This is a genomic window from Paenibacillus sanfengchensis (assembly GCF_036864765.1).
Classification (GTDB): Bacteria; Bacillota; Bacilli; order Paenibacillales; family Paenibacillaceae; genus Fontibacillus; species Fontibacillus sanfengchensis.
This window is the reverse complement of the sequence record NZ_JBAGJC010000005.1, coordinates 480,330-505,858: the sequence shown is the minus strand read 5'-3', so window position 1 is coordinate 505,858 and position 25,529 is coordinate 480,330. Positions and strand designations below refer to the sequence as shown.

General features: G+C 55.9%; 20 protein-coding genes. 12 read left to right on the top strand and 8 right to left on the bottom strand.

What is annotated here, in order from left to right; all coding sequences use genetic code 11:
• Window positions 1–58 precede the first annotated feature (58 nt).
• The 3 genes from V4U84_RS14210 to glpX are packed head-to-tail and all read left to right on the top strand — an operon-like array spanning window position 59 to window position 2,522.
• On the top strand, window positions 59–676 hold the full coding sequence (locus V4U84_RS14210) for a helix-turn-helix transcriptional regulator (RefSeq protein WP_334077393.1): 618 nt from the start codon (window positions 59–61) through the stop codon (window positions 674–676).
• Window positions 677–706: 30 nt separating this feature from the next.
• Complete coding sequence (locus V4U84_RS14205; protein ID WP_334075189.1) at window positions 707–1,510, top strand: pyruvate, water dikinase regulatory protein; 804 nt, start codon at window positions 707–709, stop codon at window positions 1,508–1,510.
• Window positions 1,511–1,541: 31 nt separating this feature from the next.
• The gene (glpX, locus tag V4U84_RS14200; RefSeq protein ID WP_334077392.1) at window positions 1,542–2,522 is read left to right on the top strand and encodes a class II fructose-bisphosphatase; all 981 of its coding nucleotides are present in this window, start codon (window positions 1,542–1,544) and stop codon (window positions 2,520–2,522) included.
• A gap of 427 nt (window positions 2,523–2,949) precedes the next feature.
• On the opposite strand, the gene V4U84_RS14195 is transcribed toward glpX, so the two are convergent.
• Window positions 2,950–4,383 carry an MFS transporter gene (locus tag V4U84_RS14195; protein ID WP_334077391.1) on the bottom strand — a complete coding sequence of 478 codons (1,434 nt, stop codon included), beginning with the start codon at window positions 4,381–4,383 and terminating at the stop codon, window positions 2,950–2,952.
• 119 nt (window positions 4,384–4,502) lie between these two features.
• Between V4U84_RS14195 and V4U84_RS14190 the strand changes: the two genes are divergently transcribed.
• Entirely contained in the window at window positions 4,503–5,393 is an 891-nt protein-coding gene (locus V4U84_RS14190; protein WP_334077390.1) for a LysR family transcriptional regulator, read from the top strand.
• A 54-nt stretch (window positions 5,394–5,447) separates the two neighbouring features.
• Here V4U84_RS14190 and V4U84_RS14185 read toward each other — a convergent pair whose 3' ends face one another.
• From V4U84_RS14185 to V4U84_RS14160, 6 genes are all read right to left on the bottom strand, one after another.
• On the bottom strand, window positions 5,448–6,326 hold the full coding sequence (locus V4U84_RS14185; RefSeq protein ID WP_334077389.1) for a sugar phosphate isomerase/epimerase family protein: 879 nt from the start codon (window positions 6,324–6,326) through the stop codon (window positions 5,448–5,450).
• Entirely contained in the window at window positions 6,323–7,069 is a 747-nt protein-coding gene (locus tag V4U84_RS14180; protein ID WP_334077388.1) for a rhamnogalacturonan acetylesterase, read from the bottom strand. Before V4U84_RS14180 ends, V4U84_RS14185 begins: the two co-directional genes overlap by 4 nt.
• A gap of 18 nt (window positions 7,070–7,087) precedes the next feature.
• Window positions 7,088–8,476 carry a glucuronate isomerase gene (gene uxaC / locus V4U84_RS14175; RefSeq protein WP_334077387.1) on the bottom strand — a complete coding sequence of 463 codons (1,389 nt, stop codon included), beginning with the start codon at window positions 8,474–8,476 and terminating at the stop codon, window positions 7,088–7,090.
• 635 nt (window positions 8,477–9,111) lie between these two features.
• Window positions 9,112–10,614, bottom strand: coding sequence for a UxaA family hydrolase (locus V4U84_RS14170; protein WP_334077386.1), 1,503 nt, complete (start codon window positions 10,612–10,614; stop codon window positions 9,112–9,114).
• Window positions 10,602–12,035 carry a tagaturonate reductase gene (locus tag V4U84_RS14165; protein WP_334077385.1) on the bottom strand — a complete coding sequence of 478 codons (1,434 nt, stop codon included), beginning with the start codon at window positions 12,033–12,035 and terminating at the stop codon, window positions 10,602–10,604. The genes V4U84_RS14170 and V4U84_RS14165 overlap by 13 nt, the downstream gene beginning before the upstream one ends.
• 91 nt (window positions 12,036–12,126) lie before the next feature.
• The gene (locus V4U84_RS14160; protein WP_334075198.1) at window positions 12,127–13,134 is read right to left on the bottom strand and encodes a LacI family DNA-binding transcriptional regulator; all 1,008 of its coding nucleotides are present in this window, start codon (window positions 13,132–13,134) and stop codon (window positions 12,127–12,129) included.
• Between the two features lie 167 nt (window positions 13,135–13,301).
• Here V4U84_RS14160 and V4U84_RS14155 point away from each other — a divergent pair, with 167 nt between their 5' ends.
• Window positions 13,302–15,554: a helix-turn-helix domain-containing protein gene (locus V4U84_RS14155; protein ID WP_334077384.1), complete on the top strand. Its 2,253-nt coding sequence runs from the start codon at window positions 13,302–13,304 to the stop codon at window positions 15,552–15,554.
• 69 nt (window positions 15,555–15,623) lie between these two features.
• On the opposite strand, the gene V4U84_RS14150 is transcribed toward V4U84_RS14155, so the two are convergent.
• Entirely contained in the window at window positions 15,624–16,526 is a 903-nt protein-coding gene (locus V4U84_RS14150; RefSeq protein ID WP_334075200.1) for a carbohydrate ABC transporter permease, read from the bottom strand.
• A 304-nt stretch (window positions 16,527–16,830) separates the two neighbouring features.
• On the opposite strand from V4U84_RS14150, the gene V4U84_RS14145 reads away from it, so the two are divergent.
• The 7 genes from V4U84_RS14145 to V4U84_RS14115 all read left to right on the top strand — a co-directional run bounded on the left by V4U84_RS14145 (window position 16,831) and on the right by V4U84_RS14115 (window position 25,514).
• Entirely contained in the window at window positions 16,831–17,775 is a 945-nt protein-coding gene (locus V4U84_RS14145; protein ID WP_334077424.1) for an ABC transporter permease, read from the top strand.
• Between the two features lie 42 nt (window positions 17,776–17,817).
• A complete protein-coding gene (locus V4U84_RS14140) occupies window positions 17,818–19,353 on the top strand; it encodes an extracellular solute-binding protein (protein WP_334077383.1) in 1,536 nt (511 codons plus the stop codon).
• A gap of 89 nt (window positions 19,354–19,442) precedes the next feature.
• Complete coding sequence (locus tag V4U84_RS14135; protein WP_334077382.1) at window positions 19,443–20,552, top strand: glycoside hydrolase family 88/105 protein; 1,110 nt, start codon at window positions 19,443–19,445, stop codon at window positions 20,550–20,552.
• A 26-nt stretch (window positions 20,553–20,578) separates the two neighbouring features.
• A complete protein-coding gene (locus tag V4U84_RS14130) occupies window positions 20,579–21,940 on the top strand; it encodes a glycoside hydrolase family 28 protein (RefSeq protein ID WP_334077381.1) in 1,362 nt (453 codons plus the stop codon).
• A gap of 15 nt (window positions 21,941–21,955) precedes the next feature.
• Window positions 21,956–23,563: a glycoside hydrolase family 43 protein gene (locus V4U84_RS14125; RefSeq protein WP_334077380.1), complete on the top strand. Its 1,608-nt coding sequence runs from the start codon at window positions 21,956–21,958 to the stop codon at window positions 23,561–23,563.
• Window positions 23,564–23,604: 41 nt separating this feature from the next.
• Window positions 23,605–24,531: a dienelactone hydrolase family protein gene (locus V4U84_RS14120; protein WP_334077379.1), complete on the top strand. Its 927-nt coding sequence runs from the start codon at window positions 23,605–23,607 to the stop codon at window positions 24,529–24,531.
• Window positions 24,531–25,514, top strand: a complete 984-nt coding sequence (locus V4U84_RS14115; RefSeq protein WP_334077378.1) for a pectinesterase family protein — start codon at window positions 24,531–24,533, stop codon at window positions 25,512–25,514. Before V4U84_RS14120 ends, V4U84_RS14115 begins: the two co-directional genes overlap by 1 nt.
• Window positions 25,515–25,529: the final 15 nt, after the last annotated feature.

Genomic DNA, 25,529 nt, shown 5'->3' with positions numbered 1-25,529 from the left:
AAACGGGCAGAACAAGAATAAAGCGGAGGGATCCACTATCAAACTGACATCCCGTCAAATGGAAATTGTAGATATCGTAAAAAAACACGCCCCTATCACCGGGGAGCAAATCGCGGAAATGCTGAACTTGACCCGCCCGACGATCCGTTCGGACCTTTCGGTGCTGGTCATGCTCGATTATATCGATGCCAAACCGAAGGTGGGGTATTTTCTCGGGAAACGCGCACTTTCGAAAAATGAGAGCAGGCTTAAGCTGCTGGACATGAAGGTCGGCGACGTGCACGGGGTCCCGGTGGTCGTGCGGGAAACGACGACGATCCATGACGCGGTCGTCACGCTGTTTCTCGAAAATGTCGGTCATCTGATCGTCACCGATGAAGAGGGACGGCTGGCCGGCATCGTCTCGCGGAAAGACCTGCTGAAGGTGACGCTGGGCAATGCCTCGGCTTCGACCATGCCGGTGAGCTTCATCATGACCCGCCGGCCGAACGTCATCACCGTATCCCCGGAGGATACCGTGCTGGAAGCGGCCCGCATCATCATCGCCCACCAGGTCGACAGCCTGCCTGTGGTGGTGCCGGCCCCTTCTGGCGGAGAAGGGGAACTGAACGTCGTGGGACGAATTTCCAAAACGAATATCATTAAAATGCTGCTCGACACGCTGGAAGAGAAATAAGAGACAAACGGAAATCACGGGAGGAATGGGATGAACCAGGGGCAGTCACACTTCATAGCTATTTGCTCGGACTCGATCGGCGAAACCGCCGAAGCGGTCGTCCGGGCGACACTTCGGCAGTTCGAACTGCCGAATACGGAAATCAAACGCATCATGAACGTCCGCTCCGAAGACGAGATCGGCGCGGTCATGGAAGAGGTCGCCCGCCGGGGAGGCTTCGTCGCTTATACGCTGGTGCAGCCGGAGCTCCGGGAGGCGATCCGGGAAGAAGCGGTCCGGCTGAACGTCCGGGCGGTAGATATCATGGGCCCGATGATGCAAGCCTTCATCGATACGTTTAACGATACGCCGAAGCGCACCCCCGGGCTGCTGCACCGGCTGGACGAGGATTACTTCAAACGGGTGGAAGCCGTGGAATTTGCCGTCAACAACGACGATGGCAAGGATGTCGGAGCGATCCTGAAGGCGGACTTGATTCTGCTCGGGGCCTCCAGGGTGTCGAAGACGCCGCTGTCGATTTTTTTGGCGCACAAAGGGTTGAAGGTGATGAACTATCCGGTCGTACCGGAACTGACGCCCCCTACTCAGCTCCGGGAAGTTAATCCGGGCAAAATCGTCGGACTGACGGTAAATCCGGAGCATTTGGTGAAGATCCGCTCGGCGCGCCTGCAATCGATGGGGCTGCCGGACGATGCCCACTATGCCTCCATTCAGCGGGTCCAGGATGAGCTGAAATATGCGCAGGAACTGTTCGCCGCCCTGGGCTGTCCGGTGATTGACGTGACGGATAAGGCGATTGAAGAAACCGCTGCTTTGATAATGAGACAAATATAGAGAACGGGGAAACTGAAACGGAGGGAAAATCATGGAACGTCATATGGCATTGGAACTGGCGCGCATTACGGAAGCCGCCGCCCTGGAGGCGGCGCAATGGACAGGAAGAGGAGACAAGCACAGCGCGGATGAGGCGGCAACCGTCGCCATCCGCAGCTTGTTCCATTCCGTGGATATGGATGGCACCGTCGTGATCGGCGAAGGGGAGATGGATGAAGCCCCGATGCTCTATATCGGCGAGAAAGTCGGCAACCGCCGCGGTCCAAAGGTGGACATCGCCGTCGATCCTTTGGAAGGCACCGAGACGGTAGCGAATGGCCTGAACAATGCCATCTCCGTGATCGCCGCCGCGCCGCAGGGAAATCTCCTGCATGCGCCGGATATCTACATGGCGAAGCTGGCGGTTGGACCGGCGTTGGCCGGAAAGCTGTCGCTGAACGATCCGATCGGCGTTACGCTGGCGAAGGCTTCCGGCATCTTGAAGAAGCCGCTGCAGGACATGACGGTGTCCATCCTGGACCGGGAGCGCCACCAGGAGATGATTCGGGCGCTGCGTACCGCGGGGGTGCGGATCAAGCTGCTGGGCCATGGCGACGTCATGGGGGCGATCGAGGCGGCCAGCGAAGGCGGCGTCGACCTCTACGTCGGCTCCGGCGGCGCCCCGGAGGGCGTGCTGGCGGCCGCGGCGCTCCGCTGCCTCGGCGGGGAGCTGCAGGGCCGTCTGCTGCCCGGAACCCCGGAGGAAACGGCCCGCTGCCGGGCAATGGGGCTCGGCGATCCGCGGCGCCTCCTGACCATGGAGGACATGGTCGGCAGCGGCAGTGTGCTGTTTGTGGCGACCGGTGTGACCTCGGGGGATCTGCTGAACGGGGTCCGGTATTTGCCTAACCAGAAAGCCGAAACCCACTCCGTGATTATGCATTCCTCGAACCGCACGGTGAGCTACCTGCAGACCATCCATCATCTCGCCGGACGCGGGCGGATGGACCTGCTCGCGGAGCAAGCGATCTAAACGGACGGCGGGTATCCATTCGTTCGTTTCGTGTCTCATGGACCGGCCCCTGGGCCGGTCTTTTTCGGTTGGCCGGTTCGGAAGCCTTCTTATAGGTAGACAAGTGCATGTGAGACCGAGACTAGTGTCGGTGCCCCATCAGACCACAACGTTCTTTAAACATAAAATTCCTGCAAATCTGCAAGCTTTTTTCCTGTTCCGAACCCAAATTTCAAAATGCCTGCAAATCTGCAGGAATTTTCGAAGAAACCGGCTTGTTTCTCTAAAATCGCTAGAAATACCTGCAGATTTGCATCTTTTTTCGCATACGCTCGTGAACCGGCTTAAATTCCTGCAGATTTGCATCTTTTTGGAGTTGGAAGTTATTGAAGGTGTTGACAGCGTTGAGAGTGTCGGGAGCTCGTCTGGAACTTTGATCGCCCGGAGCTTAATACGATTTAGGTTCCTGATCAGGCCCTGATAACGAGCGACCGGATGGGCCGGATGCCTCCTGAACAAGGCGTGCCCGTGATGTCCCGCCGAAATGCCGGGAGAACAGCAGCATCGCGCCCGCTTGGACTCCGGCAAGCACCAAGTAAATGTTGCTGTAGGCGGCGGATGCCGGAAACGGATTGAACGGGTTCCAGACCGACGATGACCCGAGGTCCACGGTTCTGCTGTAAATGCCGGAAGCGGCCGCGCCGGCCAGGAAATTCATCATCGACAGCAGCCCCATGCCAACGCCGGTCTGTTCCTTGGGGAGCGACAGCGAAATCGTTTTGGTCATGGAAATCTGTATGAACATCTGACCGATATTGCCCAGGATTAAAAAGGCGGCAATGCCGACCGGCGAAATCCCGGAGAAGGAGGACAATAGCGCAAAACAAAGCAAGTTCAGCGATATGGCGAAGCGGAAAAGGAAGGATGTTCCCCGGGTATCCGCCAGTTTGCCGCCGGTGCTGCCGAGAACCGCCGTGGCGACGGCTCCGGGGACCATCGTAAATCCGATCCACCCCGGACTCAACCGGTTCAGATCGGCCAACAACTGCGGCGTCAAAAAGGGCAGCGAGTAGCTGGTCCCCACCAACACTACGGCCAGGACAACGCCCCAAACATACCTTTTGTTCGAGAACAGGCGAGGCGGGATGAAGGGCTCGCCGGCCGTGCGGATGCGCAGGATAAACAATGCCAGAAGGATCAGGCTTGCCGGGCCGAAAAACCATCCCCCGTTTTGGGTGACCGACAAGAGGAAGAGCGCGACGGTCCCCGCCAGCAGCCCGCCTCCCAGCCAATCGATCCGTCCTCCGGCCGCGGGTTCGTCGCGCAGCAGCTTCCGGTACATGGGCAGGGTTATCAAAATGAGCAGGGGGATTATAAACAGCCATCGCCAATGGAACACGCTGACCATCAGGGAAGATACGACAGGGCCTACCGCACTCCCGATGGCCAATCCCGTGGCGGTAATGCCAAGGGCTTGGCCGCGGCGTTCCGCGGGAAAATAGCGGACCGGAATGATCATCGCCATCGCCGGGATCACGGCGGCTCCCAAAGCCTGCAAGACGCGGGCGAGGAGAACCATCCAGTACGCCGATGACGCCAGCCCGATCATCGACCCAACGAAGAAAATGAGCAGGCCGACGGTCAGCAGTTGTTTAGGCTGGAACATATCGGACAGTTTTCCGTAGATCACAGAACCGATCGCATAGATGAGTAAGTAGATTGAAGTTACCCAACTCACCTGGGCGAATGACAGCTGAAATTGTTGGCTGATTTCGGGCAGTACGATGTTGAACATGGTTGCGCTCATCGACGAAAGCACCATCGTAAACGCCAGGACACGGATCAACTTGTCCGCTGCCGTTAGTTTGCGGTCGAATCTCATAACGATCACCCCTTTGATGTTTTCAAACCTTATCTTATAATTGATTTATAATAATTAAAAATATATATTTTGTTATAAATCAATATACTAGAAGATATGAATTGAAGGGAGGAGCGGACATGGAACTGCTTCAACTGCGGTATTTTCAAACGGTGGCGCGAATGGAGCATATGACCAATGCCGCAAAGAAACTGCAAATCGCCCAGCCTGCGCTAAGCAAAACCATCGCCCGCCTGGAGGAAGAATTGGGGGTGCCGCTGTTCGATAGACAAAATCGGCAAATCCGGTTGAATCCGTTCGGAAAAGCGTTTCTAAACAGTGTGGAGACGGCTTTGTCGGTCCTGGAAGAGGGGAAAAGGGAAGTTACGGATCTTGCCGGTGCAGAGCGGGGGACGATTCGGATAGCCACCACGACTTTGAATCGTCTGTCCAAGGCGCTGGGGGCGTTTCGGGCACAGTACCCGGAGGTGAACTTCCGGATTGTCCAGGTGGCTCCAGGCTCCGTGGCGGAGATGGTCCGGATGCTGGAGAACGGGGAGGTTGATTTGTGTTTTGGAGCGGCATCTTTGAATCATCCCCGCGTCAAGGAGGAGGACGTGCTGCATGCCGAGGTGCGTCTGGCGGTGCCGCCCGGACATCGCCTCGAAGGGCGGGAGCGGATTCATCTGCGGGAAGCCGGGGGCGAGGCTTTTATCGAATATAAAGCGGGCCATCCGTTTCGGAGTATAAACGATGCCTTTTGCGAGTCCGCTGGCATTCAGAGGGAAGTGATATGCGAGGTGGAGGAACCGTCGGCGCTTGCCGGCCTGGTGGCGGCCGGTCTGGGCGTTGCCTTCATGCCGACCTGCAAAGGGGATGACGTAACGCAAGCATATAAGCTAATCCCGATTGAATCGCCGGATTGTCACCGGGCTTTTTCGGTGGCCTGGCTGGAATCCAGATATTTGCCGCAAGCGGCCGAACGGTTTCGGGAATTTCTGGCCCGGCATTTCGCTGAAAGCCGGTCATAATCCGCCCGGACCCGCTAGATGAAAAGACCGGTCCGGGCAAAGCCCGGCAGCCGGTCATACCTGCTCATACAGCTGTCTTAAATACGCGGCGCTCGCCTCCATGTCCTCTTCCGGCGTGCTTTCGAGCAGGCCCTGGATATGGGGGCGCTTGTATTTCATATAATGCAGCAATGGGCGGAACTGCATTTGCCCCTGACCGACGGGAACGATTTCGAGACGTCCTTGTTCGACCTTGAAATCCTTCAAGTGGAGGACGGCGATCCGGTCGCCGAGCAGGTCCAGAGCTTCCGCTATAATGTCCTCCTGCTGCAAGTAATTGTCCGGCGAGATGAGGTTGGCACAGTCCAGAATGACCTGGAGGTTCCGCGACGGAACTTCCTCCAGGAGCCGGCGGGTCAACCGAGCCGTGTAGAGCGGATGATGGAGGCCCGCCTCGATCCCTATCGTCACGCCGAATCGTTCGGCTTCCGCCACCATCCACCGGACCGATTCCACCACGCGCTGAAACGCCTCTTCCGTGAAATTCTCCGGCGTATAACCATTCCCGACGCTCCCGGTTTCGGTTCCGACGAGGCTGGCGCCGAAATCGCGGGCCAGGCGGAGGTGGGTGGCAAAATCGGAAAGCGCCCGGTTGCGCTCCGCCGGGTCGGAGGCAACGATGTTGACGTAGCATCCCAGCACGGCCAGGTGAATGCCGGCCCGGCGAAAGGCGCCGCCGTAAAATGCGGCGGTGCCGGGGCTCAGCGCGGAAAAGCTGGGGACGCTGTCGGGGAACGATTTTTTCACGGCGAACTGAATGCAGGTAAAGGAATGGTGCCGGATTTTGGAAATCAGCGTATCCAACGGGACCTGCCCGAAATCATGGGCCCTTACGCCGAGATTGAGCGGGGGATAAGCATAGGCGGTTTCCGCAGTTTCTTTTTTTGCGCTCATGGGCATTCCACCGCCTTCCCCGAGAGCAGACTTTCCGCCGCCGTGCCTTTCAGGCAGGCCCGCAGCTCGGCGAGTGCGTCCGATTGCCGGATCGCCTGGGCGACCAGGCGGGCCACCTGACGGGCGCCGACGTCGGAGAAATGCGTGTCGTCCTGAACGCCTTCCGGGTAATTGGGATGGGCCTCGGCCGGCAGATGCATCACCAGATGCCTGGAGCCCGGGTCCCCGAGCGCCCGGAAGAGCTGCTGCGACGCCGCAAAAATGTCGAGCAGCGGCGTTCCCGTGTCCGCCGCGACCTGCCGTAGCGCGGCCGGGTAGGGGCCGACCGCGTCGGGGTCAAGCGTCCCGTCCGCCAGAAAGCGGCGGCGGCTGACCGATGTCAGCAGCACCGGCGCCGCACCCGCCCTGCGGGCGGCATCCACGAACCGCCGCAGATTGTCCTTGTACTCCGTATCGTGATCGGCATAGCGGGCGGGATCCTCCCGTTTTCCGTCATTGTGGCCGAATTGGATGAAGAGGTAGTCGCCGGCCTGAAGGTCTTTTTCAATATGCGCCAGCCTTCCCTCGGCCAAAAACGATTTGGTGCTGCGCCCGTTCACCGCCCGGTTGTCGATCTCCACCGCCGAACCGAAATAATCCTGCAAATATTCGCCCCAACCGGTCATCGGTTTTTCCGCCGCGCCTTTGAGCGCCGCGGTGGAATCCCCCGCTATAAACAGCTTGAAAGACATCGCTGATTTCACTCCTTCCCGTCAAAGTGTTCAAAATCCGAAGTACGACGCCGCGTTGTTGTAAGAGATGTCCTCGACGATCCGGCCGAGGACAACCGCGTCATCCGGCGCCTCCCCGCGGGCAACCCAATCGCCGAGCAGCTCGCACAGCACGCGGCGGAAATACTCGTGGCGCGTGTATGAGAGGAAGCTGCGCGAGTCCGTCAGCATGCCGACAAATCCGGCAAGCAGGCTGTGCTCCGCAAACAGGGAGAGCTGCTGGCGCATCCCGCTGCGCGTATCGTTGTACCACCAACCCGAGCCGAGCTGGAGCTTGCCGGGCACTTCTTTTTGATAGCAGCCCATCAAGGTCAGCAGCACGGGGTAGTCGTTCGGATTCAGCGAGTACAGAATCGTTTTCGGCAGCCCGGCTCCTTGCTCGGCCCGGTCCAGCAGCTGCGAGAGCGGCTGGGCGAGCGGCAGATCGTTCAGGGCGTCATAGCCGGTATCGGGCCCGAGCCGCCGGAACATCGGCGTGTTGTTGTTGCGGAAGGCGTGAATATGGAGCTGCATCGTCCAGTTGTTCTCCCGGTACATGCCGATCAGCGCCGACAGCAGCTCGGTGCGGTACATCGTGATCTCGTCCGGGGACAAGGCTTCGCCGGCGAGCCTCTTGGCAAAGACGGCCTCGACTTCCGCCGCGTCGCCGGCCCGGTACTTCAGCACATCGAGCGCGTGGTCCGACAAGCGGCAGCCCTGTTCGTGGAAAAAGGCAATGCGCCCTTTAAGCGCTTCCGTCAATGCCGAGTAAGAGCCGATTTTTTGCCCCGCCGCATCCTCCAGCCGCTTCAACCAATCCGGGAACCCGGGGGCGTCCACATTTAGCGCTTTGTCGGGACGGAAGGTCGGGAGGACGCGGAAGTCCTTTTCTTCCTCCCGCAGCAATTGGTGATATTCAAGCGTATCGGCGGGGTCATCGGTCGTGCAGACGAGCTTTACTCCGGAAAGCTTGATGATATTCCGCCGTTTGAAGCGCTCGCCGGCCAACTGGGCGTTGACCTCCTCCCAAATTCGGGGAGCCGTTTCTTCGTTCAGCAGTTCCTGAACTCCAAAGAACCGGCGCAGCTCAAGGTGCGTCCAGCTGTACAGCGGATTGCCCACGGTTCTCGGCACGGTTCTCGCCCAGGCGAGAAACTTGTCGTAGTCGGAGGCGTCCCCCGTAATATGGGATTCCGGCACACCGTTGGCCCGCATCAGCCGCCATTTATAATGGTCCCCGGCCAGCCAGGCTTCGGTAAGGTTGCGGAAAGGCAGGTTTTCGTAAATTTCTTTTGGATCGAGATGGCAGTGGTAATCAATAATCGGCATATTGGCGGCGTGCTCGTGATACAGCGTCTTGGCCATGTCGGTGGACAACAAAAAATCATCGTTTAGAACCATGGGGCATGCTCCTTTATATGGTTTGAGATTCCTATGGATATGACTATAACCAAATAATGCAAACCTAGTGCCCAATCAGACATCGTAGTAGGGGAAATTGAGAAATTGAGAAATTGAGAATACATTCTCACGCCCACAGACATCCAAATCGTATGAAGGCCCACGGCGATCAGGGTGCCTAGTTTCTAGTGCACTTTCCAACCCTTCCAGCTCCAAAAGATGCAAATCTGCAGGTATTTAGGTCAATTCCCGAGGGGATGCGAAAAAAGATGCAAATCTGCAGGCATTTCTAGCGATTTTAGAGAAACGAGCCGGTTTCGTCGAAAATTCCTGCAGATTTGCAGGCATTTTGAAATTGTTATTCCGTACAAGAAAAAAACATGCAGATATGCAGGAATTCAATGTTATCAAGGTGGTCTTGTCTGATGGGGCACCAGGCAACTGCTGAAGCAAATAGCCGGAAAACTTCCCGCTAATTTGCCAGAAACGGCGTAGATCGGCAATTGGTTGCTAATTATAGATGGAACTTTTCCAGCTAAACCGGGTCCAGGGCCAAGGGCGGTAAAATAAAGGGGGATTTTCCCGTTAATAGGCGGTTAAGCCCGTAAACGGGTTCCGGTACCCGCGCTTTATCTCTACAACGTAACTCCCGTCTTAAAAATCGCCAACTCCCGCACGTCGTTTTGCTCGTTCCGTGTCTTTTGCCCGCTGGCTACGGCGATAATGTACTCGATAAACTCTTCCAACACTTCGCTCATCGGGGTTTCCAGCAGCGGTCCGGCGTTGAAGTCCATCCAGTGCTTTTTGTTGTTGTACAGCCCGTTGTTGGTGGCGATTTTGACGGTCGGGACGAAGCTGCCGAACGGGGTGCCGCGCCCCGTGGTGAACAGAACGAGCTGGCAATCGGCCGCGGCGAGTGCGGAGGAGGCGACCAGGTCGTTGCCCGGTGCCTGCAGCAGGCTCAGGCCCTTCTTACGCAGCTTCTCGCCGTATTGCAGCACATCGACGACCGGGGCGGTGCCCGCTTTTTGGGTGCAGCCGAGCGATTTGTCCTCCAGGGTGCTGATGCCGCCCGCCTTGTTTCCCGGGGACGGATTCTCGTAGACCGGCTCGCCGTAGGACAGGAAGTACTGTTTGAAATCGTTGATCAGGGCGACGATTTGCTCGAAGACTTCCCGGTTCTCCGCGCGGGCCATCAGCATTTTCTCGGCGCCGAACATCTCCGGCACTTCCGTTAACACGGTCGTTCCGCCCTGGGCGATGAGGAAGTCGGAGAAGGCGCCCAGAAGCGGATTGGCGGTGATCCCCGAGAACCCGTCCGACCCGCCGCATTTCAGCCCGACGTTCAGCTCGCTGATCGGCACGGGCTCGCGCCGGTCTTCGCGGGCGGCTTCAAAAATCTCCTCCAGCAGCGCCAGTCCCGCTTCGACCTCGTTGCCGACCTCCTGGGCGACGAGGAATTTGATCCGGCTGTCGTCGTAGTCGCCCAGCAGGCTGCGAAACTCGGCGACGATGTTGTTCTCGCAGCCGAGGCCGAAGACGAGCACCCCGCCGGCATTGGGGTGGGTGACGGCATCCAGCAGAATGCTGCGGGTCATCCGGTGGTCGTCGCCGAGCTGCGAGCAGCCGTACGGGTGCTTCAGCACCGTGACGTTGTCGAAGCTTCCGAGGTCGGGATGCTTCGCCTTAAACTCGGCGATCATCATTTCGGCGACCCCGTTCACGCAGCCGACCGTCGGCACGATAAACAGGTCGTTGCGGATGCCGACCTTGCCGCTCTTGCGCCGGTAGCCTTGGAAGATCAACTGGCGGCGGGGATAAACGACGGGATGGAGGTCCGGCTCGTACGTGTAGGTCTCTTCTCCGGCCAGATTGGTCTTCAGGTTATGGGTGTGCACCCATTCGCCTTCCTCGATCACGGCCGTCGCCTGCCCGATGGGGTAGCCGTACTTGGTGACGACCTCACCTTCCCGGAATCCGGTTAGCGCGATTTTATGGCCTTGCGGAACGGGCTGTTTGGCCGTGTATACGCGGTCTTCCACAGTGATTTGCTCCCCGGCTTCGATCGGGCGCAGCGCGACCGCGACCGTGTCCCGGGCGTTCATTTTCATGACATCCATCTTCATCAATCGCTGCATACGATTTCGCCTCCTAACGTTTGCTGCAGGGGCGCGCGGCTTCCCGAAGCCTCGAGCAGCTTCAGCATGGAAGCCAGCTTCGCCTCAAGCCCGGGCACAGAGGTGAGATCTTCGCCCCACAACTCCGGTTTGCGGAGAATAGCGGTAATAAACTCATCCGGCCGGCTCCACGCTTCCCGGAATACGGTCAACACTTCCGGGCTGTCCTGCGGCTTCAAACGATCGGCCCGATACCCCAGAAGCAGGGCGGCAAAAGCCAGTGTCATGAGCGGCGGCAGTTCTCCGCGTTCCCGGACATAGCGGAGGAGCACCGGCAGAAGCCGCGTCTTGAACTTGGAGATGCTGTTCAGATAAATGGATGTCAGCTCATGGCGGATAAACGGATTTTTGAACCGTTCCAACACCGATTCGGCGTAGGATTCCAGCTCCGGCCGCGGCAGATCCAGCATCGGGATCAGTTCGTCCTGGAGCAGGCGGTCGACGAATGCCGAGAAGACTTCGTCGTTCATCACATCTTCGACAGTTTCAAGCCCGGCGAGCAGCCCCAGGGAGACCATCGCGGTGTGCGGCCCGTTAAGCAGATGAACCTTGCGCTCACGGTAAGGCGTCATATCCTCCGTGACGACGACGTTCAAGCCGGCGGCGGCAAGCGGGAGGCGCTCGCTGAGCCAGGCCGGCCCTTCGATGACCCAGAACAAGAACGGCTCCGCGGTTACCATGAGACTGTCGCGATACCCGAGCTCCCGTTCCAGCTCCGCCGCCTTGTCGCGCGGATAGCCGGGCACGATCCGGTCGACCAGACTGCAGCAGAACGTATTCTCCCGCTCCAGCCAACGGACGAAGTCCCCGCCTAGTCCCCAGTCCTCCGCATACTTGAGCACGATCTCCTTCAGCTTTTCGCCGTTTCGGTCAATCAGTTCGCACGGGATGAGCACGAAGCCTTTTTTTCCAAGTTGGAACCTCTTGTATAAAAGCGCTGTCAATTTGCCCGGAAAACTGATCTGCGGCCCGCCATCCAAGGTATCTTCAGGGCGGTAAGCGATGCCGGCTTCCGTCGTGTTCGAGGTGATAAATTCCAGCTGATCGTCTTCGGCCAGGGCCAGAAAAGCTTCGTAATCCGTGTAGGGATTGATCAGCCGGCTGACACTGGTTACGATTTCGCGGTCATTGACCGTTTGGCGTTCATGGATGCCGTTCAAGAGCACGGTGTAGAGATAGTCCTGTTCGGCCAGCAGGCCGCCCAGGCCGTTCTCCAGCGGCTGAATCAGCACCGCGCTGCCCTGGAACAGTCCTTGCTTGTTCATCTGCTGCAGTTGCCAATCCACAAAGGCGCGCATGAAGTTGCCTTCGCCGAACTGGATCATCTTTTCGGGGTAACTGGGCAAATCAGGATAGGCGGCTCGGGAAAGTCGTTGTGTCATGAGTCATGTTTCGCTCCTTTTCATAATAGAATGAATGATGCACACGTGAACATTTTTATTTAAAAAAAGAGGAAAACCTCTTTCTCTAAACCTATGGTATTTGTATTTGCGCCACCGAGTGGCGGACCATTAACGCGGTTTTTACGAGAACCTGTTCGGGAGCCGTCGTTTGCGGATGCTGCATCAGCTCGATCAGCTTCTTCGTGCCCAGCTCGCTGATATCGACGATCGGTCTGCGGACCGTTGTCAACGCGGGGTTGGTATACTTGGCGAACACGATATCGTCAAAACCGATGAGCGACATCTGCCGCGGAATTTGGATCTCGGCGGCGAAGCAGGCGTTCATGGCCCCGACAGCCATGTCGTCGTTGGCGCAAAACACGCACGTAGGGGGCTCCGGAAGGTTCAGCAGCTCCGTCATCCGCAGGCAGCCGCTTTCGATGCTGTAATCGCCGCCGACGAAATAATCGGCACGGGGGGAGAGCCCGTGAGCCAGCAGGCTGTCGAGGAAGCCCTGCTTCCGTTCCGAGGTCGACTTGAATCCGGCCCTGCCTTCAATCATGGCCAGGCGGCGGTGTCCCCGGGCGATGGCGTAGTCGATCGCCTCCCGCACACCGTCCCGGTCATTGGCCACGACGTTCATGATCCCCGGATCGTCCAGATGACGGTTCAGAACGACGAGCGGAATCCCGGCATTCTTGATATGATATATAAAATCGTTATCCGCGTCGCTTTGGCTCATGACAAGAATACCGTCGAACCGCCGGGCGGAGATGCCGTCCAGATGCCGGATGTTATCGATCCCGTGGACAGTCAGGCTGTAGTTCTCATCCAGAATATGATGGATGCCTTTAATCACGTCGACCAAAAAACTGGCCGATGTCCCCTGGTCAATACTGGAAAAAAATAGCCCAATCGTATACGATTTCTTCATGACGAGACTTTTGGCGTTGAAGTTGGGGACGTAATTCAGTTCCGAGGCGATCCGCTCGATCCTGTCCCGCGTTTCCTTCTTGATGAGCGGATTTCCGTTGAGCGCCCGGGAGACCGTCGTATGGGAAACCCCGGCGACTTTTGCAATGTCTTTAATCGTGACCATTGGACCCTCTGTTTTCGGATTAGTGTTAGTTTCACGTTTTCATTATAATTTTTATATCCTGTTAAAATCAAGAGAAATATATTATGCACACGTTAAAATTATCATTGTCAGTGAACGAATGTAAGCGCTATAATAACTGATACCATACGGTCAAAGGAGCAGCGCCAATGAACAAAGGGAGTATGTTTTACAAAATCTTCATCCCCATTCTCGTGCTTGGAGTTGGCCTTGTAGCCAGTTTTGGAAGTTACATCTATATCAACACCGTGAACTCCGTTCATGAACGGATCGCCGACAGCAAGCAAAATTTCATCACCCAGACGAAAAATAATCTGGAGAACAAGATCCAATCCATCGAATACGCCTTCGATACCTACAGTACGACCACTTCGTTCAGCGACACCGTAACGCATCCGATAACGGAACAGGATTTCATCGCTTACCGGAACGTCAACTCACAGCTGAATTACATTGCCACCATGGGCATGGAAGGGACGGAGTATTCGCTGATCAGCCTGGAGCGGGACTGGCAGATTTCGAACGGCAAGCTGTCAAAACTGAGTGCCGGGGAGCACGAGGCTCTGGTTCGGGCGTATATTGAAGATAAGGATCAAAGCCTGTTCTGGATCAAGACGGATATAGGCATCCGCTTTGTCAACACACTGCCGGTCTTCTCCAAGAAAAAGCAGGCGATCGCCCTGTCGGACATTTCGCTAAACTCCCTGGACCAAACGATCCGGACGGAGGATCACAGCGACGTGTTTATTCTGAACCGGCAGGGGGATCTGATGTATCAGACCAACCCGGAGCAGAATTTCCTCAAAACCGAAGACCTCAAAGACGTTGCCCGCAGGATGGAAGGGGCGGAGCCGACGGGAATGCTGACGCTGGACAGAGCCGGTCATTCGGCCACGCCCATGAAGGTCATTTACGCCAAGTCGGAGTACAACAATTGGATCTATCTCACACTGCTCGATCGTTCGGAAATCGCCGATGCCCTCAAGCTGACGCTGTTCGGGCTTATCACGATGGGGGCTGTCCTGACGCTGCTGATCGTGATTGTGGCTTACATCTTCTCCGTTTACTTTACGAGACCGATTCAGCGCATCAAGCGCAGCCTGCCCGATGACGGGCCCGCCGCCTCCAGGAATGAAGTGGAGTGGATTCTTCACTCCATCGACACGATCATTACGGAAAAAGAAAGCCTGAAAAACCTGATGGAGGCGGAAAAACCGCAGCTGGAAACGCAGCTGATCCTCAATTTGTTCCGAAACAGGGTCACCCCGGAGGAACTGGCGTGGAAGCTGCCGCGCCTCGGATACCGGCAAACGGATGAAATCCAATATGTGACGCTGCTGATCCAACTCGACAGCCTGGGTGAGCGCGAAGCTTCCGATAAGGACGTGCTCCTGCTGGCGATCAACAAGCTGGCGGAAGAGCAAATTCCGCCTGAGCACCGCATGCTGCCGATTATTTTAAACGATAAGACGCAGGCCACCATCCTGCTGTTCGACAACAGCATCAGCGAGCAGGAGATCCGCAAGGAGACGCTGGAGCTCGCTACCAGCCTGATGAAGAGCGTGCGCGAATATTTGAAGATTTCCGTCAGCATCGGCATCAGCAAATCGTACGGCAGCTTGCTGGAGAGCAAGGAGGCCTGCGAGATGAGCAAGCTGGCGCTTCATCACCGGCTGAATCTGGGAAAAGAGTCCATCATCTTCTATGCGGACATCTCCAACGTGGTTTCCGGCCCGGTGCTGCTTCATTATCCCGTGGAGCTGGAGTCCAAACTGTTCGACGCGATCCGCCTGGGGGATGAGGAGCAGGTCAGCCAAACCTTGTACCTGCTTTTGGCCGAGATGATGAAGAAGAACAAATACTCGATGAATTTCGAGGTAGCCCTGGTCCGGTTTGTCAATAACCTGATCCAACTGGAGCAGGTGCTCGGCATTGAGGTGCTGCTGACGCAGAACAATTATGCGCTGTATCATGTCCTTCTCGATACCCGCAATCCGGAGGAAATCGAACGGATGCTGGTTGAGGAAGTCATTTTCCCGATGGTCCGAAGCATGAAGCACAAAACGAATCAGCAGTTCCGCTGTTTGTCGGAAGAGATCGCGGCCATCGTCAGAGCCGAGTATGACCAGGAGCTGTCGCTCGATATGATCGCCGAACGCCTGCATTATAATCCCAACTACTTGAGCAGCATTTTCAAAAAAGAGTACGGCACGACCTTCACCGAATACTTGATGAGCTACCGTCTGGATATGGCCAAGAAATGGTTGACCGAAACGGACATGACCATTAAGGAGATCGCCGAGCGGCTGCAGTATCATAAGCCGCAAAACTTTATTCGCTCGTTCCGGAAAAAGGAACATGTCACCCCGGGAGAGTACAGAAAAGCAAGGCAGGCCGTTTAAGCCGTTTAAAAAAGGAGCCTTTCCGCTAAGAGAAAGGCTTCTTTTTTGAGGGTTTGTCAGCTGTTTCTCCTAGCCCTTAACCGAACCGAGCATGGCCCCTTTGACGAAATGGCGCTGGACGAAAGGATAGGCGATCAGCATCGGCACGGTAGCTATGACGATAACCGCCATCTTGATCGTCTGAGCGGGCGGAATGATATCCACGGAGCTGTTATCTCCCTGCATACCGCTGGAGACGATGACGATTTGGCGCAGCAGGACTTGAATCGGCCATTTAAGGGAGTCGTTGATATACAAAATGGCGTTCATATAAGTATTCCAGTAGGCTACCCCGTAAAAGAGCGAGATCGTGGCGATCGACGGCAGCGACAAGGGGAGCATAATTTTGAAGAAGACGCCGAAATCGGTGCATCCGTCGATCTTGGCCGATTCCTCCAGGGACTCCGGCAGCGACTGAAAGAAGTTGCGCATGATAATCAGATTGAATGCATTGATGGCGGTAGGAATAATCATAGACCAGTAAGAATCGATGAGGTGAACGCTTTTGACAACCAGAAAGGTCGGAATCATTCCGCCGCTGAACAGCATGGAAAAAACAACGAGAAAATTGATGGAATTTCGGCCGTACAGATATCTGCGGGACAAGCCGTACGCCATTAAGGCGGTAAGGGCCATGCTCAAGAGGGTTCCGACCAGGGTCACCCCGATCGAGACGCCTAATCCCCTAAATATCGTCGGCGTTGACATAATGTACTTGTAAGCATCAAGGGAAAACGTGGTCGGAAACAAGATGAATTTCTTTGCCACCAGTTCCTGAGTGGAAGCAAACGAACTGGCGATGACATTTACAAAGGGCAGAAGGCAAACCAGAGCGATGAGAGCCAGCAGGGCGCCGTTGACAATCGTAAAAATGCGATCGCCGATGGACTGTTTTTTTCGTTTGTTCGTTCCTAATGTTTGGGTTTGAGCCACTTGTGTATCCTCCTCTTCGTCGATTGACAATTTCACCTTACAACGGATAGGAGGATTACGTATATAATCACCATTTTAGGTCTTTGCCGGGCGATGCCGGGGAGTGAAATTAAGCCGATACTCAACAGCTTAGCAGGTAATCACCAACTTAGGGGAAAGAGCGGAAAAAGCCCGCTGGCATGCCGAATTGTAACCGCTAACATCTAATGATTATATACGGAACGCTTTTCTTCCATTACGCTAGAAAACGTAAAAAGGAAGTTCCAAGGAGGTTGCACTAGTGAAATCATCAAGTGTCGCACCGATGAAGGCGAAATTCGAGCCCAAGCTCAAACGAAAGGCTTCCCCATTGTTTCTCAACAGTTTAAAGCGGAACAAACTGCTATACCTCATGATTTTTCCCGGGCTCCTGTACTTCATTGTATTTAAGTACCTGCCCATGGGGGGATTGGTGATCGCCTTTCAGGATTATCAGCCTTACCAGGGGATTATGGGGAGCCCTTGGGTAGGCCTCAAGCATTTCGAGCGTCTGTTTACGGAGCCCACATTTTTTATGCTCTTAAGCAATACGCTGATCCTGTTTGCGATGAACATTGTATTTTTCTTCCCGCTGCCGATCATTTTGGCGCTGATGCTGAACGAAGTGCGAAAAAAATGGTTCAAAAGCGCAGTTCAAACCATCATTTATATTCCGCACTTTATGTCCTGGGTCATTATCGTTTCGATTACGTATGTGTTTCTGAATGTGGATGGCGGCGTGCTCAATGAACTCCTGGCCTCGCTCGGTTTCAGCAAGATCAGCTTCCTGACCGCTCCGGAATGGTTGCGTACCGTGTACATCGGACAAATCATCTGGAAGGAGCTCGGGTGGTCGACGATCATTTATCTGGCCGCCATCACCGTCGTGGATACGCAGTTGTACGAAGCGGCCGAAATGGACGGAGCGGGGCGCTGGAGAAAAACGTGGCATATTACGCTGCCGGCGATCCGTCCCGTTATCGTTACCCTGTTAATTCTCAAGATCGGCAGCACACTGGATCTCGGTTTCGAGCATATGTACCTGCTGCTGAATTCCTTGAACCGGGAAGTTGCGGAAATTTTCGACACCTACATTTATACGGCCGGCCTGAAGAACGGGCAATTAAGCTTCAGTACAACGGTAGGGCTGTTTAAGGGCCTGGTGGGTCTGACCTTGGTTATGCTGTCCAACAAGCTGGCCAAGAAGTTTGGAGAAGATGGCGTGTACTAAATGTACATCCAAATAAATTTCTTTTAAAAAGGGGTAGACAAAATGAAGTTGAGAATGAAGCAGTTGGCTGTATTGTTATTCTCCAGTGTTCTTCTGTTGTCCGCTTGCGGCGGAAAAGGCAGCGGAGGGGACGGCGGAGAGGCAAAGACCGGCGCGGGAGACGGGAAGGCGGCAATGGACAGCACGGCCAATATCACCTGGATAAATATGCTGCACACCACTTCCACTCCTACCGGCAAAGTTCAATCCATGATTGAAGAGAAGACAAATGCGAAAATCAAGTTTTCCTGGATTCCGGATGCGTCCAAAGAGGAGCGGATCAATACCGCGCTCGCGTCCAACTCGTTGGCCGATATCGTTACCCTGACGATTCTGGATAACTCGTCTGTTCGGAACGCGCTCAAATCGGGCATGTTTTGGGAAGTGGAGCCTTATCTGGATGAATTCCCGAATTTGGCGACGATTTCCGAAGACAAACGGCGGTCGGCTTCGATTGCCGGCAAGCTTTACGGCGTGCCGTTCCAGAAGGATATGGCTCGCAACGGCGTCATTATCCGGAAAGACTGGCTGGATAAGCTGGGGCTGTCGGTGCCGAAAACGACCGATGAATTGATGGCTGTAGCCAAAGCCTTTACCGAGCAGGACCCCGACGGTAACGGAGTCAAGGACACCGTCGGGTTCGCAGACCGCAACGATTTGATCTATGGTGCCTTCAAAACCCTCGGTTCCTATTTCGGAACCCCTAACAACTGGAAGGTGGACGAAAGCGGCAAACTGACACCGGAGTTCGAAACCGAAGGGTATGCCAAGACGATGGATTTTATGAAAACCTTATATGACAACGGATACATTAACAAAGATTTTGCCGTGACGGCCAAGACGGACCAGCAGGAGGCGTTCGCTCAAGGCAAGGCAGGCATCTATGTGGGTGCTTTGTTCGACGGTAAAAATCTGCTGAATTTGAGTAAAGGCGTTCAGGACGGCATGGAACTGGTTCTCGTCAACAATATTACCTCTACCGGCAATGAAAGCGACCGGGCGATTTGGGCAGGAAACAACGGGATCGGCGGTCTGCTGGCCTTCCCTAAATCGGAAGTGAAAGACGAAGCCGAGCTGAAACGAATTTTGAAATTCGTGAATGATCTGATGGATGAAGAAATTTTCGCTTTGATGACTTATGGCATCGAAGGCGTCCACTACACAGTAGATGCGGATATGGCGGTAACAATCCTGGATAATGATTTGTGGAAACAGGAAGTGCAGCCGTTCGCCTCTTCCCGTCCGAAGGAGCCCGGATACAAAATTCACGATAAGGATCCGTTGAAAGTCGAAGCCAGCAAACTTATTTTGGAGAACGAGAAGTATGCGGTTCTGAATCCGGTATACTCGCTGGAATCGGAAACCTATACGACGATGGGTTCGGAGCTGCAAAAGATCATTACGGACGCCACTTATAAGTACATTCTCGGCTCCTTGGATATGGCTGGCTTCAAGGCAGAGGTAGAAAAGTGGAGAAAGTCCGGCGGTGACAAGATTATCAGCGAATACGAAGCCGCTTACAAAGAAGCGAAATCCTGATTTTTAAGGCAACACCATATAAACGGGTCCTTACCATGAATTTGTGGCAGGGACCGTCATTTTTTAACCGGGGAGGATGTTTGGAACTGATGAAATGGGCTATGAAGACCGCTAGGTCCGTGATGGAACGGACGCCGAAACTGTACGAAAACGGATACCGCGGCAAATGGTCTTACGACTACGGCGTGGTGCTAAGGGGCTTTGCGCTGCTGTGGAAGATGACGGGGGACGAAGCGTATTTTCAGTATATCAGGGATAATATGGATTACTTTGTCGGGGAAGACGGAAGCGTACGGGGGTACCGGCCCGATGAATACAACATCGATCATATCAACAACGGGAAGCTGCTGTTTTTGCTGTACCGGGAAACGGGGCTGGAGAAATACCGTCAGGCGGCTGCCCTGCTGAGATCGCAGTTGGCCACGCATCCGCGCACATCGGAAGGGGCGTTTTGGCACAAGCAAATCTATCCTTATCAAATTTGGCTGGACGGTCTTTATATGGGAGCGCCGTTTTATTTGGAATACTTGCTTACCTTTGAGGACGGAAACGGGCTGGATGATGTGACCAGACAGTTTGTCATTTGTGAGAAGCATACGAAAGATCCCGAGACGGGACTGTTGTATCATGCATGGGATGAAAAAAGAGTTCAGCCTTGGTGCGATCCCGCCACCGGGTTGTCCCCGAATTTCTGGGGCCGGTCCCTGGGGTGGTATGTGATGGCGTTGGCGGATGTGCTGGAAATGCTGCCGAAGAGCCACGCCGATTACGGTGAACTCGTCCGGATTTTCCGCGAGGTTCTGACGGCCTTGAACCGTTACCGTGACGAGAATAGCGGAGTCTGGTACCAGGTGGTGAATCTGGGCGACCGCAAAGGCAATTATTTGGAAGCATCGGCCACCAGCATGATTACGCTGGCCATAGCCAAGGGAATTCGCCTTGGATTACTGGCGGAACCATCGTGGCAGGAAACGTTGGATACGGCTTACCGGGGACTGATCGCGGAATTTGTGACGGAAACGAAGGAAGGCTGGGTCAATTTGAACAAAAACTGCCAGGTAGCCGGTTTGGGCGGAGATGACCGCCGGGACGGAACCTTTGCGTATTATATCAGCGAACCGATCATTACGAACGATCTTAAGGGAGTCGGCGCCTTTTTGCAGGCTAGTGCAGAGTATGAAGGACTTCGTGGGTTGTGAGAAGTTCGCGAACAGGAGGAGAACAGATGCAAATATACAGCATTATCGATTATGGCGCGGCCGGGGACGGAGTCACCTTGGCGACCGCGGCGATTCAATCCGCCATCGATGCCGCGAATGCGGCGGGGGGCGGGACGGTCTTCGTTCCATCCGGTACGTTTCTAACCGGTGCAATTTTGATGAAAAGCCATGTCGAGCTGCGGCTGAGCCCGGGTGCCATGCTGTCCTTCAGTACGGACCCGGCCCATTATCCGGTCGTGAACTCCAGATGGGAGGGCGTGTTGCGGGAGGTTCACGCCTCCTGCATCTTTGGGCAGGGTCTGGAGAACATCGCGATCACGGGCGGAGGCATGCTTGAAGGTAACGGCCAGCCGTGGTGGGACAAGAAACGGACCGCGCCGGAGGAGCTGGAATTCCCGCGGCCGAAGCTGATCAGTTTTCACGGCTGCCGCAGGGTGACGCTGCGGGATTTGAACCTGGTCAATTCCCCGAGTTGGACGGTGAATCCGATTCTCTGCTCCGATGTCACGATCGATAATTTGTCGATTCTGAATCCCGCCGATTCGCCGAACACGGACGGCATCAATCCGGAATCGTGCCGGAATGTGCGGATCAGCAATTGCCACATCGATGTCGGGGACGATTGCATCGCGATCAAAGCCGGTACTGAGGATACCGTGGAGCGGATTCCTTGCGAGAATATTACGATCACGAATTGTACGATGGTTCACGGACACGGAGGCGTTGTGCTGGGCAGCGAGATGAGCGGCGGCATTCGCAATGTCACGATCACCGGATGCGTATTCCAGCATACCGACCGCGGGATTCGTCTGAAATCGCGGCGCGGGCGCGGAGGGGTCGTGGAGGATATCCGCATCAGCAATATCGTTATGGATAACGTGATCTGTCCGTTCATCCTGAACCTGTACTATTTTTGCGGGCCGCGCGGTAAAGACAAGTACGTATGGGACAAAAATCCATACCCCGTCACGGAAGAAACGCCGTGTTTCCGGCGCATTCACTTCGCCAACATTACCGCCCGCCGGGTGCAGGCGGCCGCCGGTTTTTTGTACGGTTTGGCCGAACAATACATTTCCGAGATTACGTTTGATCATATCGATATCTCCATGGCGGAGGATGCCGTTCCCGGAGTCCCAGCCATGATGGCGGGTATTGGCGAGATGACAGGCAGGGGCTTTTTCCTCGGAAATGTCAGGCAGGTGCGGTTTCATCACGTCACGATTGAGAACCATGAGGGACCCGCTTTTTATGTGGAAAATGGGGAGCAGGTGACGGTCGAACATTGTGAGTCCAGAAATACGAAGCGTCCCGAAAAGCTGTTGGAACAGGTGACGGTCGCGCCCGAACAACGGAATGCGGGAGTTTAGGAGGAGAACGCGTCGATGACTGCGGAAGAAAAAATGGCGGGTTATGTACATAACCCCATCCTGCCGGGGTTTAATCCGGATCCTTGTATTTTGCGAGTGGGGAACGTGTATTACATTGCCGTTTCCACGTTTGAATGGCTCCCCGGCGTCCGGGTATACGAATCGTCCAATCTGGCCGATTGGGAGCATTGCACGGATATTTTGACCCATCAGGTGGATTTGAGGGGGAATCCGAAAAATTGCAGCATTTGGGCGCCCCAACTGAGCTATCATGACGGATTGTTTTATCTGTTGTATACCGATGTGAAAAGCACGAAGCGTCCTTTTAAGGACTGCCACAATTATCTAATTACGGCTCCGTCGATTCACGGTCCGTGGTCCGAGCCGGTCTACCTCAACAGCAGCGGCTTTGATCCGTCCCTGTTCCACGATGACGATGGCCGCAAATGGCTGCTGAATTGCCTGTGGGATTACCGCATTACCGAAAGCAACAAATCGAGCGGGATCGTCATCCAGGAATATGACCCCCGTTTGGGTCAACTGGTAGGCGACCCGAAGAAGTTGTTCGATTGCACGCCGTTGAAAAAAACGGAGGCCCCGCACATTTATAAGCAAAACGGCTACTATTATCTCATCACGGCCGAAGGGGGAACCGGCTCCGGGCATGCCGTTACGGTAGCCCGCTCGAAGGAACTGCTTGGCCCTTACGAGGTCGATCCGCTGAATCCGATGCTGACCTCGCGGAATGATCCGGAACTGGCGTTGCAGTGCGCGGGTCACGGCAGTCTGGTTCAGACGCCCGGCGGCGAATGGTACATGGCGCATTTATGTACGCGTCCGGTTGACGGGCAATATGCCATTTTGGGGAGAGAAACCGCCCTGCAGCGGGTGGTTTGGGATGAGCAAGGTTGGCTTCGTCTGGGGGCGGACGGGAATGTTCCGCAGCTTAAGGTGCCGCTGCCCGGAGGCGTTACGCCGACAGAGATGTCAACGGATTTTGAAGATGATTTCTCGGGACCCGGGCTGAAGAAAAACTGGAACACGCTGCGGATTTCGGCGGACGAAAGCTGGTGTTCGCTGGCCGCGCGTAGGGGCTATTTGCGAATTCATGCGGGCGAGTCCGTCCAAAGCTTGTTCCGCCACCATATTCTGGCGATTCGTCAGACAGACAAATCGTTCCGTGCGGAAACGCAGGTGGAATCGAGTCCCGCTTCTTATTTGCAAATGGCCGGGCTGATGCTTTACTTGAACGAGGATAACTATTGGTACGCTTGCGTCAGTTATGAAGAGGGCCTGGGCAAGGTGCTGCGGCTGATGCGCTGCGAAAAGGATGAATTCGTGCTTGATGCGGATGCCGTTGAGCTTAGGGGGGCCGGGGCGGTTCAACTGGCCGTGGACGTCAATGGAATAGACGGCCGATTCTTCTATCGGGAGGACGATGGGGAATCGTGGCGCCCTTTGGGCACGACACGGAACATAGGGTTCTTGTCCGGCGGGTTTACCGGCAATTTTATCGGCATCGCGGCTCACGATATGAACCGGTTCGGCGGCAGTTTCGCCGACTTCGCCTACTTCCGGTATCGGGGCAGAGACGGCAAGCCTGACAACGAGGATGCCGAATAATCTGGCGGACCGGTGCAAAACGGCAAGGGAGGAAGGATAACATGGATCGGAACCGTGGACCGGATCATGCGCGGGAACAACTGCTTGGCCTCCTCGGAGATCTTCCCGATGGCGGGCCGATAGAAGCCAGGCTGTTGAAGCGGGAGGAGCGCGACGTTTTTTTTCTGGAGACGTTGCTGCTGGATCTGAACGGGATCGAGCCTGTCCCGGCGTATGTCGCTAAACCGCGGGAGGGGGACGGCCCCTTCCCGCTGGTGATCTTCAATCATTCCCACGGGGGCAACTATGCGAATGGCCGCAGGGAACTGCTCCAGAGCAGCACTTACCTGCAGGAGCCTTCGTTTGCCAAGGTGCTGACCGCCATGGGCTGCGCGGTTTGCTGCATCGATATGTGGGCGTTCAACGAACGCGCCGGCAAAACCGAGAGCGAGCTCGTCAAGGAGATGCTGTGGCACGGCCGGGTCATGTGGGGCATGATGCTGTACGACAACCGCCGCCTTCTCGATTACATGATCGGCCGGGACGATATCGATGGCACCCGAATCGCCACGATCGGAATGTCCATGGGCGGGTTGATGGCCTGGTGGCTGGCGGCGCTTGACGAGCGCATCAAGGTGACGATCGATATATGCGGCCAGGTGGAGGCCGCGACGCTCATCGCCAAGCGAGGCCTGGATCACCACGGCTTCTACTCCTATGTCCCGGGGCTGCTCAAGCATTTCAGCACGTTGGACATTCAGAAGCTGATCGTGCCCCGCCCCAGAATGAGCCTGACCGGCCGGAACGACCGGCTGTGCCCGCCCGAAGGCGTGGAGCTGCTAGTGGCGGGTCTCGCCGAAGCTTATGCCGCCGCCGGCGTGCCGGATCATTGGCAGCCACTGATCGGGGGCGGCGGGCATATGGAGACGGCGGAGATGCGGGCGGCCTGGCAGCCGTTCTTGCTCCGGCACCTGATGGGGGACGAATGATGATCGAATGGCTGGTGGGGTCGGAAGCTTATTGTGATTTTGCCACGGTTCAGGCGGCGGTGGATGCCGCGGAATGCATCCCCGAAGCAGAGCCGGTGCGTATTTATATCTTGTCCGGCGTTTACCGGGAGGCGGTGCGTATTTATCGCTCCCATCTCCGGCTTACCGGTATTGGCCCGGTGGAAATTACGATGGATCGCTGCGCCAAAGACTTGGATGAATGCGGACGCGAAATCGGCACGTTTGCCACACCGACGTTATTCCTGGGCGGGACCGGGCTGATCCTTGAAAATTTGACCTTGTCCAATACGGCGGGGCAGGGGGATGACGTGGGTCAGGCGCTCGCCGTCTATGCCCACTGCGACAAGACCGTGTTTCGGAATTGCGCTTTTAAAGGGCACCAGGATACGTTATGTACGGGACCGCTGCCGCCCGTGCAAAAAAACGGCGAGCCGTTTGGCGGTATTCCGCTGCGGAACCGCTGGTCCGAATGCCGGCAGTTGTACCGGCAGTGCCTGATTGAAGGCACGGTCGATTTTATCTTCGGCGGGGCAGCCGCGTTCTTTGAAGGCTGCGAGATTCGCAGCCTTCCGCACGCGAAAGCGGGACATCCCGGATACATCACCGCCGCTTCCACCCCGGAGGGCCAGCGGCACGGGTTCGTATTCCGGGATTGCTGGCTGACCGCTGCCCCGGGGGTCCCCGAGGCTTCGGTCTACCTGGGCCGGCCTTGGCGCAAGCATGCCAAGACGGTGTTCGTGAATTGCCGGACGGGCGGGCATGTTCATCCCCAAGGATGGCATAACTGGGGCGATCCCGCCAATGAGTCGACCGTTTATTACGGCGAATTCGGCGTAAGCGATGCCAAGCGGCTGCGTCTGCAGCGGGTTCCCTGGGCGGTCTGCTCCGGGGAAGATGGAGCAGCCGGGGGCGACGACGACCTGGCCTGCTCTTGGGGGAAGAAGGCCGGGGATTGGCCGTGAATATGCAAGTGAAAT

What these genes read in the sequence shown, in the direction of transcription:
- V4U84_RS14205 (WP_334075189.1), top strand. Translation starts at nt 707, where the DNA reads ATGAACCAGGGGCAGTCACACTTCATAGCTATTTGCTCGGACTCGATC.
- V4U84_RS14130 (WP_334077381.1), top strand. Translation starts at nt 20,579, where the DNA reads ATGCAAATATACAGCATTATCGATTATGGCGCGGCCGGGGACGGAGTC.
- glpX (WP_334077392.1), top strand. Translation starts at nt 1,542, where the DNA reads ATGGAACGTCATATGGCATTGGAACTGGCGCGCATTACGGAAGCCGCC.
- V4U84_RS14185 (WP_334077389.1), bottom strand. Translation starts at nt 6,326, where the DNA reads ATGAGCGCAAAAAAAGAAACTGCGGAAACCGCCTATGCTTATCCCCCG.
- V4U84_RS14210 (WP_334077393.1), top strand. Translation starts at nt 59, where the DNA reads ATGGAAATTGTAGATATCGTAAAAAAACACGCCCCTATCACCGGGGAG.
- V4U84_RS14190 (WP_334077390.1), top strand. Translation starts at nt 4,503, where the DNA reads ATGGAACTGCTTCAACTGCGGTATTTTCAAACGGTGGCGCGAATGGAG.
- V4U84_RS14115 (WP_334077378.1), top strand. Translation starts at nt 24,531, where the DNA reads ATGATCGAATGGCTGGTGGGGTCGGAAGCTTATTGTGATTTTGCCACG.
- V4U84_RS14145 (WP_334077424.1), top strand. Translation starts at nt 16,831, where the DNA reads ATGAAGGCGAAATTCGAGCCCAAGCTCAAACGAAAGGCTTCCCCATTG.
- V4U84_RS14160 (WP_334075198.1), bottom strand. Translation starts at nt 13,134, where the DNA reads ATGGTCACGATTAAAGACATTGCAAAAGTCGCCGGGGTTTCCCATACG.
- V4U84_RS14120 (WP_334077379.1), top strand. Translation starts at nt 23,605, where the DNA reads ATGGATCGGAACCGTGGACCGGATCATGCGCGGGAACAACTGCTTGGC.
- uxaC (WP_334077387.1), bottom strand. Translation starts at nt 8,476, where the DNA reads ATGGTTCTAAACGATGATTTTTTGTTGTCCACCGACATGGCCAAGACG.
- V4U84_RS14135 (WP_334077382.1), top strand. Translation starts at nt 19,443, where the DNA reads ATGAAATGGGCTATGAAGACCGCTAGGTCCGTGATGGAACGGACGCCG.
- V4U84_RS14155 (WP_334077384.1), top strand. Translation starts at nt 13,302, where the DNA reads ATGAACAAAGGGAGTATGTTTTACAAAATCTTCATCCCCATTCTCGTG.
- V4U84_RS14125 (WP_334077380.1), top strand. Translation starts at nt 21,956, where the DNA reads ATGACTGCGGAAGAAAAAATGGCGGGTTATGTACATAACCCCATCCTG.
- V4U84_RS14170 (WP_334077386.1), bottom strand. Translation starts at nt 10,614, where the DNA reads ATGCAGCGATTGATGAAGATGGATGTCATGAAAATGAACGCCCGGGAC.
- V4U84_RS14140 (WP_334077383.1), top strand. Translation starts at nt 17,818, where the DNA reads ATGAAGTTGAGAATGAAGCAGTTGGCTGTATTGTTATTCTCCAGTGTT.
- V4U84_RS14195 (WP_334077391.1), bottom strand. Translation starts at nt 4,383, where the DNA reads ATGAGATTCGACCGCAAACTAACGGCAGCGGACAAGTTGATCCGTGTC.
- V4U84_RS14165 (WP_334077385.1), bottom strand. Translation starts at nt 12,035, where the DNA reads ATGACACAACGACTTTCCCGAGCCGCCTATCCTGATTTGCCCAGTTAC.